Origin of the sequence: Thalassobacter stenotrophicus, from assembly GCF_001458315.1 — a bacterium.
GTDB classification, from domain to species: domain Bacteria; phylum Pseudomonadota; class Alphaproteobacteria; order Rhodobacterales; family Rhodobacteraceae; genus Thalassobacter; species Thalassobacter stenotrophicus.
Map to the genome: position 1 here is coordinate 80,158 of NZ_CYRX01000026.1, position 16,891 is coordinate 97,048.

General features: G+C 55.6%; 15 protein-coding genes. 7 read left to right on the forward strand and 8 right to left on the reverse strand.

Features of this window, described 5'->3' with window-relative positions:
• Positions 1-80 precede the first annotated feature (80 nt).
• Together hrcA and THS5294_RS09225 are read left to right on the forward strand one after the other, a co-directional pair.
• A complete protein-coding gene (hrcA, locus tag THS5294_RS09220) occupies positions 81-1,151 on the forward strand; it encodes a heat-inducible transcriptional repressor HrcA (RefSeq protein WP_058123524.1) in 1,071 nt (356 codons plus the stop codon).
• Between the two features lie 3 nt (positions 1,152-1,154).
• On the forward strand, positions 1,155-1,712 hold the full coding sequence (locus THS5294_RS09225; RefSeq protein WP_038007328.1) for a nucleotide exchange factor GrpE: 558 nt from the start codon (positions 1,155-1,157) through the stop codon (positions 1,710-1,712).
• On the opposite strand, the gene mutS is transcribed toward THS5294_RS09225, so the two are convergent.
• Positions 1,709-4,330, reverse strand: a complete 2,622-nt coding sequence (gene mutS, locus THS5294_RS09230; RefSeq protein WP_233486447.1) for a DNA mismatch repair protein MutS — start codon at positions 4,328-4,330, stop codon at positions 1,709-1,711. The genes THS5294_RS09225 and mutS overlap by 4 nt on opposite strands.
• Before the next feature lie 110 nt (positions 4,331-4,440).
• Between mutS and THS5294_RS09235 the strand changes: the two genes are divergently transcribed.
• Both THS5294_RS09235 and THS5294_RS09240 read left to right on the forward strand, forming a co-directional pair.
• Positions 4,441-6,702: an NADP-dependent malic enzyme gene (locus THS5294_RS09235; RefSeq protein WP_038007323.1), complete on the forward strand. Its 2,262-nt coding sequence runs from the start codon at positions 4,441-4,443 to the stop codon at positions 6,700-6,702.
• Positions 6,699-7,532 (forward strand): ribokinase, encoded by an 834-nt coding sequence (locus THS5294_RS09240; protein ID WP_058123525.1) that lies wholly within the window; start codon positions 6,699-6,701, stop codon positions 7,530-7,532. Before THS5294_RS09235 ends, THS5294_RS09240 begins: the two co-directional genes overlap by 4 nt.
• On the opposite strand, the gene dnaJ is transcribed toward THS5294_RS09240, so the two are convergent.
• Both dnaJ and dnaK read right to left on the reverse strand, forming a co-directional pair.
• Positions 7,529-8,677, reverse strand: coding sequence for a molecular chaperone DnaJ (gene dnaJ, locus THS5294_RS09245; RefSeq protein ID WP_038007321.1), 1,149 nt, complete (start codon positions 8,675-8,677; stop codon positions 7,529-7,531). The genes THS5294_RS09240 and dnaJ overlap by 4 nt on opposite strands.
• Before the next feature lie 73 nt (positions 8,678-8,750).
• Complete coding sequence (gene dnaK / locus THS5294_RS09250; protein WP_038007319.1) at positions 8,751-10,673, reverse strand: molecular chaperone DnaK; 1,923 nt, start codon at positions 10,671-10,673, stop codon at positions 8,751-8,753.
• Between the two features lie 228 nt (positions 10,674-10,901).
• Between dnaK and THS5294_RS09255 the strand changes: the two genes are divergently transcribed.
• On the forward strand, positions 10,902-11,531 hold the full coding sequence (locus THS5294_RS09255; protein ID WP_038007317.1) for an alpha-ketoglutarate-dependent dioxygenase AlkB family protein: 630 nt from the start codon (positions 10,902-10,904) through the stop codon (positions 11,529-11,531).
• On the opposite strand, the gene THS5294_RS09260 is transcribed toward THS5294_RS09255, so the two are convergent.
• Complete coding sequence (locus tag THS5294_RS09260) at positions 11,528-12,349, reverse strand: ABC transporter permease (protein ID WP_058123526.1); 822 nt, start codon at positions 12,347-12,349, stop codon at positions 11,528-11,530. The two genes, THS5294_RS09255 and THS5294_RS09260, sit on opposite strands and share 4 nt — an antisense overlap.
• 105 nt (positions 12,350-12,454) lie before the next feature.
• On the opposite strand from THS5294_RS09260, the gene cysQ reads away from it, so the two are divergent.
• Both cysQ and galU read left to right on the forward strand, forming a co-directional pair.
• Positions 12,455-13,255: a 3'(2'),5'-bisphosphate nucleotidase CysQ gene (gene cysQ, locus THS5294_RS09265; RefSeq protein ID WP_058123527.1), complete on the forward strand. Its 801-nt coding sequence runs from the start codon at positions 12,455-12,457 to the stop codon at positions 13,253-13,255.
• Positions 13,256-13,373: 118 nt separating this feature from the next.
• Entirely contained in the window at positions 13,374-14,267 is an 894-nt protein-coding gene (galU, locus tag THS5294_RS09270) for a UTP--glucose-1-phosphate uridylyltransferase GalU (RefSeq protein WP_058123528.1), read from the forward strand.
• Positions 14,268-14,310: 43 nt separating this feature from the next.
• Here the strand turns inward: galU and THS5294_RS09275 are convergent, their stop codons facing one another.
• The 4 genes from THS5294_RS09275 to THS5294_RS09290 all read right to left on the reverse strand — a co-directional run bounded on the left by THS5294_RS09275 (position 14,311) and on the right by THS5294_RS09290 (position 16,879).
• The gene (locus THS5294_RS09275) at positions 14,311-14,775 is read right to left on the reverse strand and encodes a PTS sugar transporter subunit IIA (protein WP_058123529.1); all 465 of its coding nucleotides are present in this window, start codon (positions 14,773-14,775) and stop codon (positions 14,311-14,313) included.
• Between the two features lie 38 nt (positions 14,776-14,813).
• Complete coding sequence (gene hpf, locus THS5294_RS09280; protein ID WP_058123530.1) at positions 14,814-15,389, reverse strand: ribosome hibernation-promoting factor, HPF/YfiA family; 576 nt, start codon at positions 15,387-15,389, stop codon at positions 14,814-14,816.
• Between the two features lie 243 nt (positions 15,390-15,632).
• A complete protein-coding gene (lptB, locus tag THS5294_RS09285; protein ID WP_058123531.1) occupies positions 15,633-16,391 on the reverse strand; it encodes an LPS export ABC transporter ATP-binding protein in 759 nt (252 codons plus the stop codon).
• Entirely contained in the window at positions 16,388-16,879 is a 492-nt protein-coding gene (locus THS5294_RS09290; protein ID WP_058123532.1) for an LptA/OstA family protein, read from the reverse strand. The genes lptB and THS5294_RS09290 overlap by 4 nt, the downstream gene beginning before the upstream one ends.
• Positions 16,880-16,891: the final 12 nt, after the last annotated feature.

The window sequence follows — 16,891 nt, forward strand, 5'->3', positions numbered from 1 at the left end:
TTGGCCCCTGTTTGCCGCGCGCACAGCATACGTGCAAGGGAATTGACGGACGGCCGCGCGCTCCTTAGATCAGGTAGGCCATGACAGACAGCGCCCATATCCTAGAGGAAATGAACGACCGCTCCCGCGAAGTATTTCGCCGGGTGGTAGAAGGTTATCTCGACTCAGGTGGGCCCGTGGGATCGCGGACGCTGACGCGGAGCCTTTCGGAAAAGGTCAGCGCGGCAACCATACGCAACGTCATGCAGGACCTCGAGTTTTTGGGCCTGATCGAAGCCCCTCATGTATCTGCGGGCCGTATTCCTACCCAACAGGGCCTGCGCATGTTCGTCGATGGCCTGCTAGAGGTCGGCAATCTTGGGGATGATGACCGGGAAAAGATCGACGCCACTGTTGATAATCCCGAACGTAATGTCAGCGGCCTGTTGGACCGTGTGGGTTCCGCTCTTTCGGGCGTGACCCAAGGTGCCAGCCTCGTTCTTGCGCCGAAACACGAAGCGCCGATCAAGCATATTGAGTTCGTCAGCCTTGCCGCGGACCGCGCGATGGTTGTGCTGGTTTTCGCCGATGGACACGTCGAAAACCGCGTTTTTGAGCCGCCAGCAGGCCAAACACCCAGTTCTATGCGCGAAGCTGCTAACTTTTTGAATGCGCTGATTGAGGGTAAAACTCTAAGCGATCTGCGCGGAATGATGGCGCGCGAGATATCGCAGCGGCGGCAAGAAATTGATGTCCTTGCGCAAGAGCTGGTCGAGAGCGGGATCGCCGTTTGGGACAAGGCTGGTGATCGGGATGAACGCCTGATCGTCAGAGGCCGCGCAAACCTGTTGGGTGAAAGCGCCCCAGAGGATCTGGAACGTATCCGCGTGCTGTTCGATGACCTTGAACGTAAGCGCGATATCTCCGAATTTCTGGAGCTGGCCGAGGACGGCGAAGGTGTGCGCATTTTTATCGGTTCAGAGAACAAGTTGTTCTCACTTTCGGGTTCCTCTTTGGTCGTTAGTCCTTATATGAACGCTGATCGAAAGATTATCGGCGCCGTTGGCGTGATTGGACCGACCCGGCTGAATTATGGACGGATCGTGCCGATTGTGGACTACACGGCGCAATTGGTTGGAAAGCTGATTTCCGACGCGAACAGACAAAGGTGAGTTATGGCTGAGCCGAGAGAAGAGCCGTTTCTGGATGACCCCGAAGCCGTTGAGGAAGATTTCGACCTCGATGCCGCGATGGCTGAGGGCCCGAAAGAGCCGGGACCAAATGTGGATGCGATCATTGCTGAGCGTGATGATTACAAAGACCGCTTTATGCGTGCCTTGGCCGACGCAGAAAATCTGCGCAAACGGTCTGAACGTGATCGCCGTGAGGCAGAGCAATATGGCGGCTCCAAGCTCGCGCGCGATATGATGCCCGTCTATGACAACCTCAAGCGGGCGCTTGATGCGGCCGGAGATGAGGTTGGTGGCGTGATCGAAGGCATTCAGCTAACGCTGAAAGAACTGTCTAACGTGTTTGAAAAGCACGGTATCACGATCCTGAGCCCTGAAATGGGTGAAAAGTTCGACCCACAGATGCATCAGGCCATGTTCGAAGCCCCCGTTCCGGGCACCAAAGCCGGTGACATCATTCAGGTAATGGCCGAGGGCTTTATGCTGCACGACCGTCTTTTGCGCCCTGCGCAGGTCGGCGTGTCGTCGACGCCCGCCGGTTAATCGCTAGCGAGCGCTTTCAGTTCGTAAATCAGGTTAAGCGCCTCTTTTGGGGTTAGCTCATCTGGCAAAACATCGCGCAGCCGTCCTTCGGCTGCGCTTTTTGTTTGTGGCGCTGGCTGGGGCACGGGCTTGGCTGCAAAAAGCGGCAGATCGTCGATGAACGCCTTTTGGTTTCCGCCCTCCCGCTCGCCTTTTTCCAACGCTTCCAGGACCAAACGCGCCCGGGCAACAACACTTTCGGGCAGGCCAGCCAGCTTGGCAACTTGCACACCATAACTGCGATCTGCCGCGCCCAGTCGGACTTCGTGCAGGAAAATAACATCGCCTTCCCATTCCTTAACCGCGACCGTGGCGTTCTCGACGCCCGGTAGTTTAGCGGCAAGTTGGGTCATTTCATGGTAGTGCGTAGCAAATAGCGCGCGACATTGGTTAACGTCATGCAAGTGTTCGAGCGTGGCCCACGCGATGGAAAGCCCATCGTAGGTCGCTGTCCCGCGGCCAATTTCATCCAAAATCACAAGCGCCCGGTCGTCTGCTTGGTTCAGGATTGCGGCTGTCTCGACCATTTCGACCATAAAGGTGGATCGCCCACGCGCCAGATCATCCGATGCGCCCACGCGTGAAAATAGCTGGCTCACCACGCCAATGCGGGCACTTTCAGCGGGAACAAAGCTGCCGATTTGCGCCATAAGCGCGATCAGAGCGTTTTGGCGAAGATACGTCGATTTACCTGCCATGTTCGGGCCGGTTAGTAACGAAATTGAGGCGGTCTCAGTGGCCGTCAGTTGCGTGTCATTACGAACAAACTGGGCGCCTTGGCTTTTGAGCGCGGCTTCTACAACCGGATGACGCCCGCCGATGATGGCAAAATCACGATCACGCGTTATCTCGGGGCGATTCCAGTTTTCGCCTGTGGCCAAGTCAGCCAACGCGGTCGTGACATCCAGCTCTGAAAGCGCTCTCGCGGCTTGGTATACGCCGTCCGAAGTTTCTAATATCGACTGTCGCAGCGTCTCATAAATGCGTTTTTCTAGCTCAAGCGCGCGAGAGCCCGCGTTAAGGATTTTGGTTTCTAGCTCTGATAACTCAACTGTTGTGAACCGAACCTGGTTTGCGGTCGTCTGTCGGTGGATGAACGTATCGATGGCATGCATTTTGTCAGCATGGGTCGCGGTGACTTCGATGAAATAGCCAAGCACGTTGTTGTGCTTGATCTTAAGGCTAGAAATCCCTGTGTTAGAGACAAAATCAGCCTGCATGGCGGCAATAACACCGCGCCCCTCATCACGAAGTGACCGGGCCTCATCAAGTTCAGCGTTATAATCCGGTGCGACCATCCCACCGTCGCGCACCAACAAGGGTGGTTCTGCAACCAACGCATCGTCCAGCAGATCCAAAAGCGCAGAATGTCCGATTAGGGCGTTAACGCTTTCCATAATCAAATCAGGCATGACTTCGGCTGATAGCGCCTCGGATATGCGTAGCGATTGGTGCAACCCGTCCCGTACTGCCGCAAGATCGCGTGGCCCGGCACGATCCAGCGAAAGGCGTGATAAGGCGCGGTCCATATCAGGTGTTTTGCGCAGGGCGTCTCGTAGCGTTTGGGTCAGGTTGCTATTGCTATTGGCCCAAGTGATCGCATCAAGCCGGGCGTTAATGGCATCAATTTGCGTGGATGGTGCAGAAACGCGACGTTCCAACAACCGTCCACCGCCCGCGGTTAGCGTTCGGTCGATACATGCCAAAAGTGATCCGGCGCGCCCACCAGACAAGCTATGCGTGAGTTCAAGATTACGTCGCGTCGCGCCATCAATTTGCATCAAGCGTTGGGTGGCTTCTTTGACTGGCGGGCGTAAAAGTGGAAGCTGCCCGCGCTGCGTCAGGTCTAGATAGCTAACCACCGCGCCCATAGCACCCAATTCGGCGCGACTAAAACTGCCATACGCCTCAAGCGTCGCGACGCCAAAAAGCGCGCACAACCGGCTGTTTGCACCGTCACTGTCAAAAGCGGATCGTGCGACTGTGGTAAGGGCAGCACCGGCATCTTCAACCGTTTCGCGGACCTCTTCTTCACGTCCTTCGGCGACAACGATTTCGCGTGGCCCTAGTCGCGCCAACTCGGGTCCCAGCCGAACGGGCGAGCAGGGCGTGACATGAAATGCCCCGGTGGAAATATCGACCCACGCAAGCGCAGAATCGTCTCTAACACTGCAATATGCAGCGAGATAGTTATGACGCCGCGCCTCTAGCAGGCTGTCTTCCGTAAGGGTTCCGGGGGTGACCAGGCGTACAATTCCGCGCTTTACGACGGATTTTGAGCCTCGCTTCTTTGCCTCCTCTGGGGTTTCCAACTGCTCGCACACAGCGACGCGGAACCCTTTGCGGATAAGCGTCAAAAAGTAGTTCTCGGCAGAATGCGCGGGCACGCCACACATCGGAATATCCGCGCCTTGATGTTTGCCGCGCCTTGTCAGCGCAATATCCAGCGCTTCTGCCGCGGCGACGGCATCATCAAAGAACATTTCGTAAAAATCGCCCATCCGATAGAACAGGAGCGCGTCGGGCGCGTCCTCCTTGATCTCCAGATATTGCGCCATCATCGGCGTGACGTTCGACATAGGCGCGCCCCCCAGTTTGGACCCTCGCGCGAACGTATCGGCTTGGTCACAAAGGCGCAATTGGCACCGGCATCAGACCCGGCTAAGACTGGACAAAAGTGGAGGAAAACATGGCTAGCAAAACAAAAGTCACCCGCGAAGAGGCGCTCGCCTATCACCTAGAGCCAACGCCGGGCAAGCTTGAGATTAACGCATCAACACCAATGGCGACGCAGCGCGATCTAAGCTTGGCATATTCGCCGGGCGTTGCTGTCCCTTGTGAGGAAATCGCCGCTAATCCCAGCCTTGCCTACGACTACACGACCAAAGGTAACATGGTTGCGGTGATCTCCAACGGGACGGCGGTTTTGGGTTTGGGTAACCTTGGGGCGTTGGCATCAAAGCCCGTGATGGAAGGCAAATCCGTGCTTTTCAAACGGTTCGCGGATGTGAATTCCATCGATATTGAGCTCGACACCGAAGACGTGGATGACTTTGTTAACGCTGTCCGACTGATGGGTCCGTCTTTTGGTGGTATTAACCTTGAAGATATTAAGGCGCCTGAATGCTTCATGATTGAGCAGCGCCTTAAAGAAGAGATGGATATTCCCGTCTTCCACGATGATCAGCATGGGACAGCTGTGATCTGTGCCGCTGGCTTGATCAATGCGTTGCGGATTTCTGGCAAGAAAATTGAGGATGTTAAGATTGTCCTTAATGGGGCCGGTGCTGCGGGGATTGCATGTATCGAGCTGCTGAAGGCGATGGGTGCGCAGCATAACAATTGCCTCGTTTGTGATACGAAAGGTGTGATCTATCAGGGCCGCACTGAGGGTATGAACCAGTGGAAATCTGCACACGCAGCAGCTACCGATGCGCGGTCCCTTGAGGATGCGATGAACGGTGCGGATGTTTTCCTTGGCGTGTCGGCCAAGGGTGCGGTGACTCCGGAAATGGTGGCGGCCATGGCCGACAACCCGGTGATTTTCGCAATGGCGAACCCCGATCCAGAGATCACTCCGGAGGAAGCGCACGAGGTACGGATGGATGCTATTGTCGCCACAGGGCGCAGCGATTATCCTAACCAAGTCAATAACGTACTTGGATTTCCTTATCTGTTCCGGGGAGCATTGGATATTCATGCACGCGCGATCAATGACGATATGAAGATCGCCTGCGCACGTGCTTTGGCCGATCTGGCGCGTGAAGATGTGCCCGACGAGGTGGCTATGGCCTATGGGCGTAAGCTGTCATTCGGACGCGATTACATCATTCCCACACCGTTCGATCCGCGTTTGATTCACGTCATTCCACCTGCTGTTGCGAAGGCTGGTATGGATACAGGCGTCGCGCGGCGGCCGATTGTTGACCTAGAGGGATACACGGAATCCCTACGTCAGCGGATGGATCCAACCGCCAGCATTTTGCAAGGGATCAACGCGCGCGCCCGGGCGGCACAGGCCACCATGATCTTCGCCGAGGGTGATGACGTTCGCGTTCTTCGGGCGGCTGTTGCGTATCAGCGTAACGGCTTTGGCAAATCGCGAGTTGTCGGGCGCGAAGACGATGTACGTGCAAAGTTGACCGAAGTTGGTTTGGGCGACGCGGCGCGTGAGCTAGAGATCGTTAACGCGCGCAACACCGAGCATCTCAATACCTATAAAGAATTCCTCTACGCGCGATTGCAGCGGAAAGGTTATGATCGGCAGGATGTGCACCGGCTGGTGACCCGCGATCGCCATGTTTTTGCGGCATTGATGCTGGCGCATGATCATGGTGATGGCCTGGTTACGGGTGCCACGCGAAAATCGGCGCATGTTATGCGGCTGATTCAGCATGTATTCGACGTTGAGAACAACAAGAATGCCGTGGGTATTACCGCGCTGTTGCATCGCGGTCGGATCGTTATGATTGGCGATACCTTGGTTAACGAATGGCCTGATGCGGAAGACTTGGCCACAATCGCAACGGCAGGTGCCCGCGTCGCACGTGGATTTGGTTTGGATCCACGGGTAGCGTTTGCCAGTTTCTCAACCTTTGGTTACCCAGTGTCTGAGCGTGCGGCGAAGATGGGCGATGCTTGCAAAGTCCTGGATGAGCGGCAGGTGGACTTCGAATACGAAGGCGAAATGACTGTCGATGTGGCGCTTAACCCCGACATTATGGCGCAATACCCGTTTCAAAGGTTAACGGGACCGGCAAACGTCTTGGTCGTTCCGGCGCGGCACTCAGCATCAATCTCGGTGAAACTGATGCAAGAAATGGCGGGCGCCACGGTGATCGGTCCGATTTTGACTGGGATTGAACGGCCAATCCAGATTACCTCTGCCGTATCCAAGGTTAACGATGTGTTGAACATGGCGTTGATGGCAGCGTGCAAGGTGGGCGGGTGACCGTTTGGTGCCTTGGCTCGATAAATGCGGACCATTTCTATACGGTTCCGCATTTAGTCGAGCCGGGGGAAACCTTGATGGTCCAAAACCATTCTAAGGGATTGGGCGGCAAGGGGGCGAACCAATCTGTTGCCGCTGCTCGGGCTGGCGCCGATGTTTGTCACATCGGCGCGGTCGGCCCAGATGGTGATTGGGCTGTTAAAGCGTTAGCTGGATTTGGCGTCGATGTTTCACGTGTTTCCCGCGTCGATGCACCGACTGCGCACGCGATTATTCAAGTCGACGTTGCCGGAGAGAATGCGATCCTCGTATACCCGGGCGCCAATATGATGATCGCGGTTCCGGACTTTGCTGACGCGCAGCCGGGCGACACACTTTTGCTTCAGAACGAAACAAACGGAACCGTAGAAGCCGCCCGTAAGGCGAAGGCTAAAGGGTTGCGTGTGGTTTATTCGGCTGCTCCGTTTGATGCCAAATCAGTGCAAGAAATCCTACCGTTCGTTGACCTGTTACTAGTGAATGCGCTGGAAAATGCTTCATTAGAGACTGAATTGGGCAATATTGAAACCGACCGAGTTGTGACCCGCGGTGCAAAGGGCGCAGAGTGGATCGGTGTCGCGCATCTGCCTGCCCATCCGGTAATTGCGATCGACACAACAGGCGCGGGCGATTGTTTTGCGGGTACTTTGGTTGCCGCGTTGGATGGCGGTGCTTCCAAAGAGGACGCTTTGCGCCGGGCGATAGTTGCGTCGGCTTTGCAAGTCACGAAAAAGGGCACCGCAGATGCGATGCCCTCAAAGGAAGATGTAGATCGAGTGATCGGGCTTTAGCTGGTCATTCCATCCCAGAACTTCTTGACCTTGTTGAAGAATGTCGCGCCTTGCGGATTGTTTTCTTCGGACATGGTCGCGAATTCCTTCAACAATTCGCGCTGACGGCTTGTTAGGTTCACGGGCGTCTCGACCGCCAGTTCAATGTACATGTCACCGGCACCACCGCCACGTAGGGCGGGCATACCTTTGGCACGGAGGCGCATTTGTTTGCCCGATTGCGAACCTTCGGGCACCTTTACGCGCGACCGGCCACCGTCGATTGTCGGTACCTCAACCTCGCCACCTATGGCTGCAGTCGCCATAGAAACCGGCACACGGCAGAAAAGATCGGTGTTATCACGTTGGAAGATCGGGTGATCCTGAACCTCAATAAAGATATAGAGATCGCCCGCAGGACCGCCGCGCAAACCGGCTTCGCCTTCGCCACTTAGGCGAATGCGCGTTCCGGTTTCGACGCCCGCAGGAATGTTGACCGACAGTTGCCGCTCTTTTTCCTTACGTCCGGCACCGCCACAGGATTTGCAGGGGTTCTTGATGATCTGACCCGCGCCGGAACACGTGGGGCAGGTACGTTCAACTGTGAAAAATCCTTGCTGCGCGCGGACTTTGCCCATGCCAGAGCACGTTGGACAGTTCGCAGGTTCAGATCCGCCTTCGGACCCACTCCCGCTACAGGTATCACAGCTGATTGAGGTCGGAACGGTGATGCTTTGTTGCAATCCGGCGAAGGCATCTTCGAGTGTGATGCGCAGGTTATAACGCAGATCAGAACCGCGCGTGGCGCGTTGGCGCCCACCGCGACCCTGTTGGCCGCCCATAAAGTCGCCGAACAAGTCTTCGAAGACGTCGGAAAAAGCAGAGGCGAAGTCGCCTTGCCCGCCGCCGCCACCGCCACGTGGGCCGCCGCCCATGCCACCGTCGAATGCAGCGTGACCAAAACGGTCGTACGCAGCCTTCTTCTCGGCGTCTTTCAGAACATCGTAGGCTTCATTGGCCTCTTTGAACTGAGATTCAGCGTTTGGATTGTCAGAGTTGCGGTCTGGGTGCAGTTCTTTGGCTTTGCGCCGAAATGCCTTTTTAATCTCATCAGGGTCAGCGCCCTTTGAGATGCCCAAAACTTCGTAATAGTCACGTTTTGCCATATATTAGTGTCCTCTCAGAGACACGCAGGGGCCCGGCCCGACGGACGAGCCGAGCCCCAATGTGCGAAGGCCCTTAGGCCCGTTTGTCGTCGTCGAGGTCCTCGAAATCAGCGTCGAGGATTTCCTCATCCGGGCCACCATCCGCATCTGCGGGGGATTGCTCGGCCTCGCCGCCTTCGGCATCGGCTTGCGCCTTGTAAATCGCTTCACCCAGCTTCATGGCGGCTTCCGTTACATTTTGGATGCCTCCTTTGATTTTGGATGCGGCGGCTTTCTCGTCATCAAGGTCGTCGCGGAGAGCGGCAACTGCCAATTCAATCGCTTCCACGGTTGTGGGGTCGACCTTATCGGAATGCTCTTCGATGGACTTCTCGGTGGAGTGGATCAGGCTTTCGGCCTGGTTCCGGGCTTCCACCAGCTCGCGGCGATCTTTGTCTGCTTCGGCGTTTGCCTCGGCGTCTTTCACCATCTGCTCGATATCCTCGTCTGACAGACCGCCAGAAGCTTGGATCGTGATCTTCTGCTCTTTGCCGGTGCCTTTGTCCTTGGCGGATACGGAGACGATGCCGTTAGCGTCGATGTCAAATGTGACTTCGATCTGCGGCAGGCCGCGTGGCGCGGGTGGGATGTCTTCGAGATTGAACTGACCGAGGATTTTGTTGTCCGCAGCCATCTCACGTTCCCCTTGGAAACAACGGATGGTCACGGCGTTCTGATTGTCCTCAGCGGTCGAGAAAACCTGCGATTTCTTGGTTGGGATCGTCGTATTGCGATCGATCAGACGGGTGAACACACCACCCAACGTTTCGATGCCCAGCGACAGCGGCGTCACGTCCAGCAGAACCACGTCTTTGACGTCGCCTTGCAGAACACCGGCCTGAATGGCGGCGCCCATGGCAACAACTTCATCAGGGTTCACACCCTTGTGTGGCTCTTTGCCGAAAAACTTGGACACTTCTTCGATGACTTTGGGCATACGGGTCATCCCGCCGACCAAAACCACTTCGTCGATCTCATCCTTAGAGATGCCGGCGTCTTTCAACGCGGCGGCGCAAGGCTTCATCGATGCTTTGATCAGATCACCGACCAGGCTTTCCAGCTTGGCACGGGTCAGTTTCATCACAAGGTGCAGCGGCTGGCCGTTGGCACCCATCGAGATGAAGGGCTGGTTGATCTCGGTTTGGTTGGCGCTGGACAGTTCAATCTTGGCCTTTTCGGCAGCTTCCTTAAGGCGCTGCAGAGCCATCTTGTCCTGTGTCAGGTCAACTTGGTTTTCTTTTTTGAACGCATCCGCGAGGTAGTTCACGATACGCATGTCAAAGTCTTCACCGCCGAGGAATGTGTCCCCGTTGGTGGATTTTACTTCGAACAGGCCATCGTCGATTTCGAGGATGGTTACGTCAAACGTACCGCCGCCAAGGTCATAGACCGCGATGGTGCGTGTTTCTTTTTTGTCGAGACCATAGGCCAGCGCGGCTGCTGTCGGCTCGTTGATGATGCGCAGCACTTCGAGGCCAGCGATCTTGCCGGCGTCTTTGGTCGCCTGACGCTGTGCGTCGTTAAAGTACGCGGGCACGGTGATAACTGCCTGTGTCACTTCTTCGCCAAGATAGCTCTCGGCGGTTTCCTTCATCTTTTGCAGGATGAGGGCAGACACTTGCGACGGGGAGAATTTCTCACCGCGAATTTCAACCCATGCATCACCATTGCCGCCGTTTACGACAGCAAAGGGCATGTTCTTTTTGTCTTTTGCCAGATGTTCGTCATCGACGCGGCGGCCGATCAGACGCTTCACACCAAAGACGGTGTTTTCTGGGTTCGTCACGGCTTGGCGCTTGGCGGGCTGGCCGACAAGGCGTTCACTTTCGGTGAAGCCGACGATGGAGGGTGTAGTACGGGCCCCTTCCGCGTTCTCAATAACGCGAGGCTGGGAGCCGTCCATGATTGCGACGCAGGAGTTCGTGGTCCCGAGGTCGATACCAATGACTTTTGCCATAGGACAATTCCTTCTTACTTAGGCGATACAATTCGGAGCAGGTCTGTTAGCAGCCCCTTCCCCATGATCCCGAACGCGAAACGGGGTCACGAAAATGTGGCTCATCCCGCGCTTCGCAGGGTATATAAGGACGTGCGGGGCCTGCCGCAAGCGCCCGAGACGATCAGAATGATCGAGTGACACTTAAAATTGCATGGAATTCGAGGCATTTCACACCATGTATAGTTTATGAGTGTTTTGGTTCGCCCAACATACAGCCCAACGGTCAGCGTGCGCGGCATTGATGTGTATGAGCATTTTCTGCTTGGCCCGTCTCAAATGGCGCTTTTGGATGACATTCGGCACATAACGCGCAGCGCGCCGTTGTTCCGGCCCAAGACACGGGCGGGCAAAGAAATGTCCGTACGAATGACGTCAGCGGGTAAATTTGGCTGGTATTCGGATCAAAAAGGCTATCGCTACGTGCGGCGCCATCCGTTGGGTTCGCCTTGGCCTGAAATTCCTGCATCCGTTATGCAAATCTGGGATGAAGTCTCGGGGTCTTCGCGTCGACCTGAGTGCTGTTTGGTGAATTTTTATGATGGTGATGCGCGGATGGGTTTGCATCAAGATCGCGATGAAGCGGACTTGAACGAGCCTGTTGTGTCGATCTCATTGGGGGATGATGCCTTGTTCCGTGTGGGGAATACGACGCGGGGCGGATCCACCGAAAGCATTTGGCTGCATTCCGGTGATGTATGTGTGATGTCTGGTGACGCACGTTTGGCGTATCACGGCATTGATCGGGTCGCGCCACACACCTCAACACTGTTGCCGAGGGGCGGACGCATTAACCTGACCTTACGGGTCGTCACTTAGCGCGCAGCAGACCAGCTCACGGAGACATGACGCTGTGTGAAAAAGTCGCCCATCAACCCAAGCAAAACAAAGCCTAGCGTGAAATACAGCGGGTACTGCCAATTGGTGAAGTGCGGCTCATAGTTAATAAAAGTATACCCGCGGGCCTGATCGATGGCGTGGAAAAGTGGATTCCAGCTAAACCAACTGATCATGAAGCCGGGCAGAGTGTTTGCGACAAACATCTGCCCAGATGCGATCATGTTGAGCCGGGCATAAACAGTGTTCAGGATCATCACGAAATTGGGCGCCCACGGTTTTGCCGCCAGAAGGCACATGCCAATTGCGACGCCAGACCCCCAAGCCAGCATGAACATTAGCCACGCGCTGATCGGGTCGTAGATGTCGAGCGGATTGAACAATGTGTGAATACCGAACATCACGACCGCCATTGAGAGCATCTGTAGGTAAAGCGACGAGAGCGCGGCCGAGCAAATCGAGATGATCGTGTTCATCGGCGCATGCTTCATCATTGGGGCGGCGGGTCCCTCTGAACTGAGGATCGCGCCCATCGCTTTGGTGTGGGTCAGGAACAGAAAGATCCCTGTCATTAGGTATAGAAGGAAATCCCCCCGGATCGCATTGCCAGTCATGCCCAAAACAGTGAACATCAAGTAGAAGGCGACCAAAAAGATGATGGTTTGCAAAATCTCAATGCCGAGGCCGATGAGTGCGTTGCCATGTGAACTGCGCACCTTTGCGACGGTTGCATGGTAAACCAACTCCAGAATTTGGAGCGCCACGGCAGGTGATGAGGTCTTGCGAGAGTGCGTGAACATGGGCGCCTTGCGTCCGTTTGCGGTTTGGCTTGGGTGGTAGCCTACGCTAAACACCGTCAAGATTGAATGAACGTCCGCAGAAGCGGTTTGAAGAAAGGCTTAAAGATGGATTTTGACCAAATGATGGTCGCTATGAGGAAACTCGCGCTGCAAGCTGGTGCCGTCATTATGGACGTGTACGAATCAGATACCTTTGAAGTGAAAACAAAATCTGACGAAAGCCCGGTGACCGAAGCCGATGAGAAGGCCGATGCGCTGATCTCCGCCGGTCTGCGCGCCGCGTTCCCCAATGTGCCGCTTGTGACCGAGGAACAGGATGAGACTCACTCAGAAATGGGTGACACTTTCCTGATCGTTGACCCGCTTGATGGGACGAAAGAGTTCGTGCATCGGCGGGGGGATTTTACGGTTAACATCGCATACGTGGAAAAGGGTGTTCCATTGCGCGGGGTCGTCTATGCGCCTGCGCGTGGGCGGCTGTTCTATACGGATGGCAGTGGTCAGACAGTTGAGGAAACGGGGCCATTCGATCTGGATATTCCGGGTGCCCTGACACCGCTTAGCGTCTCTAACTCGGACAATTCGGCATTGTTTGTGGTCGCGTCGAAGTCGCACCGGGATCAGGCGCTTGAGGATTACATCGCGAAGTACGAAGTCGCTGACAGCAAGAGTGCGGGATCATCGCTCAAGTTCTGCCTGATCGCGAGCGGTGAGGCCGATATCTATCCGCGTCTTGGCCGCACGATGGAGTGGGACACCGCCGCAGGTCATGCCGTTCTTGCCGGGGCTGGAGGCAAGGTTGTGCGTTTCGATGATCACACGCCACTTCGGTACGGTAAGGCTGCGTTTGAGAATCCGCACTTCATTGCGTACGCACCGACCGTCAAGCTGAAACCCGCCTCATAATCGTGTCATTCAAAGCGAACTCTTTCTATTGTCGCTACGTTGTCATAGTTTCGCCCTATGGCCTTATTAGCCAATAGAAAATTTATGCTGTGTTTTAGCTTTGTAATTAGGTGTCATAATGAAACGGAAAGTCACTAAGGCCATTTTCCCCGTTGCGGGTTTGGGGACGCGTTTTTTGCCGGCGACAAAGTCAGTCCCTAAGGAAATTATGACCTTGGTGGATAGACCGCTCATCCAATACGCGATTGATGAAGCTCGCGCGGCTGGGATCAAAGAATTCATCTTTGTGACGTCTCGCGGCAAGGGTGCGCTTGAGGATTATTTTGACCACTCACCGGAGCTGGAAGCGAACCTGCGTAAAAAGGGCAAGGATGCGCTTCTGAAAGAGCTGAAAAAGACCAACATGGATAGTGGGGCTATTGCCTACATTCGTCAGCACAAAGCGCTGGGCCTTGGGCACGCAGTCTGGTGCGCACGGCGGCTTGTTGGAGATGAACCTTTTGCGGTGATCCTGCCGGACGATGTTATTGCAGCTGAAAAACCCTGTTTGCAACAAATGGTTGAGGCTTACGCAGAGACCGGGGGCAACATGGTTGCCGCCATGGAGGTTCCGGCGGCAAAGACGTCTTCCTATGGTGTTTTGGATGTTAAAGAAGACATGGGCACCCACGTTTCGGTAAACGGAATGGTGGAAAAGCCTCCCGCTGGGACAGCGCCTTCCAACCTTGCGGTCATAGGGCGCTACATCCTGAGCCCAAAGATCATGAAGAACCTAAATCAGATGAAATCCGGCGCTGGGGGTGAGATTCAGCTCACCGACGCGATCGCTCAAGAGATTAAGGGCGAGCAGAACGTTTTCGGTTACCGGTTTACGGGTCAACGGTACGATTGTGGTTCAAAAGCCGGGTTTTTGCAGGCGACCGTAGCGTTCGGCCTTGCGCGTGAAGATCTACAGGACGAACTGGCCGAGTTCCTCCAGGCATCACTATCCATGCGCCGGGCTGCTCAGTAGTCCTTGATGGCGTTAATTTAGCCTTAGTAGGCTGAAGCCTAGATTAAGCTGCCTGGCTCGCTTCGGGTTCTGTCAGCAGAGTGTACAGGACACTTGGATCACCGTTCGAGCGGAGCTTCGCACACAGCGACGGGTTTCGCAGAGAGCGAGACACGAGCGCCAGAGCCTTGAGATGCTCAACACCTGATGCTTCGGGTGCGAACAGGCCGAAAACGATATCCACTGGTTTGCGGTCAACAGCGTCGAAGTCGATAGGCTGTTCAAGGCGCAAAAACACCCCAACAACGCGATCAAGCGCAGGTAAACGCGCGTGCGGCAGCGCAACGCCACCGCCCACACCCGTCGGGCCGAGCGACTCCCGCTCGATCAAGTGGGAGAGAGCCGCATCCGCGCACACGCCATGGGCCGCTTTCGCGGCTTCGGCGAGCGTTTGTAACAAACGTTTTTTACTGCTGACTTTCCCAACCGCCTGAACGGCGTTGGGCGACAGGATATCTGCCAGTTGCATTGGACGTTCTCTCCCACCCGAGGCGAACCTCGAAGTTGTTAGCTCTCGGACTTAGGATCAACCCAGCCCACATTGCCGTCTTCACGGCGGTACACGACATTAATTGAGCCGTGCTTTTCATTGTGGAACACTAGAACAGGTGCCCCCGCAAGTTCCATTTGCATCACGGCCTCACCGACCGACAACGAAGGGATCTTGGTTTCCATCTCTGCAACGATCAGAGGCGTCAGCGTTTCAGGCTCATCCTCATCGTTGGCCTCTTGGCTAGCGAGGATATACGACGCGGCACCCGAGAGTTCAACCGGCTGGGCCCGTTCGCGGTGATGGTCCTTGAGGCGGCGCTTATAGCGGCGCAACTGCTTCTCCATTTTTTCGCCACAGCTATCAAATGCGGCATAGATTTCAGTTGCATGCGCCTTTGCCTGTGCGGTCAACCCGGTGGAGAGATGTACGGTCGATTCACAGACGTATTCATGCGCATTTCGGGAAAAGACAACGAGAGCATCGGTAGGTCGTTCCGCATATTTTTGGACGATTCCTCCCAGCTCCTGCTCCACGTGCGTTTGAAGCGCACTGCCGATGTCGATTTGTTTTCCGCTGATTTGATAACGCATGAAACCTCCCAGAAAGTCACGCAAAGGACGCGTATGCTAACGCGTCAAACCTTGCAATTTGGTTAAAATATGAAGCACCGGGCGCATTACCTGCGCGGCGGTCTGTTGAGAGCAATCCAGCGGTTCACGCATGGAAATGCGAAGGGCACAACAGGGCTTCATACCATTGATTGGACGCTTCAAGATGCTCGATGTCAATTGAAACCTGATGGTTTGATTAAATGTCTGCTGGGGCAGACTAGATTACGCGTTAAAGCTATCGCCTAGGTAAACGCGCTGAACGTTTTGGTCTTGAATGACTTCAGATGCGCTGCCGCTCATGATGACTTTGCCGTCATGCAAAATATAGGCGCGGTCCACAATTTTGAGTGTTTCGCGAACGTTGTGATCGGTGATCAATACCCCAATGCCACGTGTCTTGAGCTGCGCGACTAGGGCGCGAATATCACCAACTGCAATGGGATCGACCCCGGCAAACGGTTCGTCCAGCAGCAGGTATTTTGGCGACGCCGCAAGGCAGCGAGCGATCTCTACGCGGCGACGTTCCCCCCCCGAGAGCGCCATGGCAGATGCCCGGCGCAGAGGTTCGATATGGAACTCGGCCAACAATTCTTCGAGCCGGTCACGACGACGTTTCTTGTTGGGCTCAGCCACTTCAAGAATGGCCATTATGTTATCTTCGACAGAGAGGCCGCGAAAAATGGACATTTCTTGTGGCAGGTACCCCACACCGGCGCGGGCACGACGGTACATGGGCAGCACCGTAACATCAGCCCCATCGAGTGTGACGCGCCCGGCGTCGGGGGTCACAAGCCCGGCAATACAGTAAAAGCACGTGGTCTTGCCGGACCCGTTGGGCCCCAAAAGAGCAACAACTTCACCCCGCGCTAGTTCCATCGAAACGTCGCGGATGACAGGCCGTTTGCGGTAGCTTTTGCGCAGATTTTCAATCTTGAGCCCACCTGTCCCGGGGGCCGCAGTCAGGGTTGGTTTTGTCGTCATTCCGAAACCTGAAGAACCGTTCGAACACGGCCCGAAACAGTGCCAGCGCCAGAGGCGAGGTTCACCACAAGGCGCTCACCAGCCAGCGCGTTATCGCCTTGGGTCAGTAGAACCTTGCCGGTCATCACAATCTCACCTGATCCGATGGTGTAAACAGCGGTTTGCCCTTCGGCCGCATCAGGTCCTGCCACGATCAATACGTCGCCCGCGGCTGACAGGCTTTGGATCGTCCGGCGGCCGTCTTGGTCTGCGTAGTCCACGATGACTTCGTTCGCCGTAAGCCGCAGCGTATCCTGCGCAACAAGAACATTGCCCAACAGCGTGGCACGGCCGGTGGCTTGGTCGATCGAAAGGCTATCTGCCGCGATCTCAACCTGTGCATCCGTATCGTGACCACCACCGCCAAAGCCCACAGATGTGCCCTGCGCCAAAGCGATAACGGGCATCAAAAGCGCAAAGGCAAGCGTCGAGAGAGCGGTGATCTTCATGTACAATTTCCA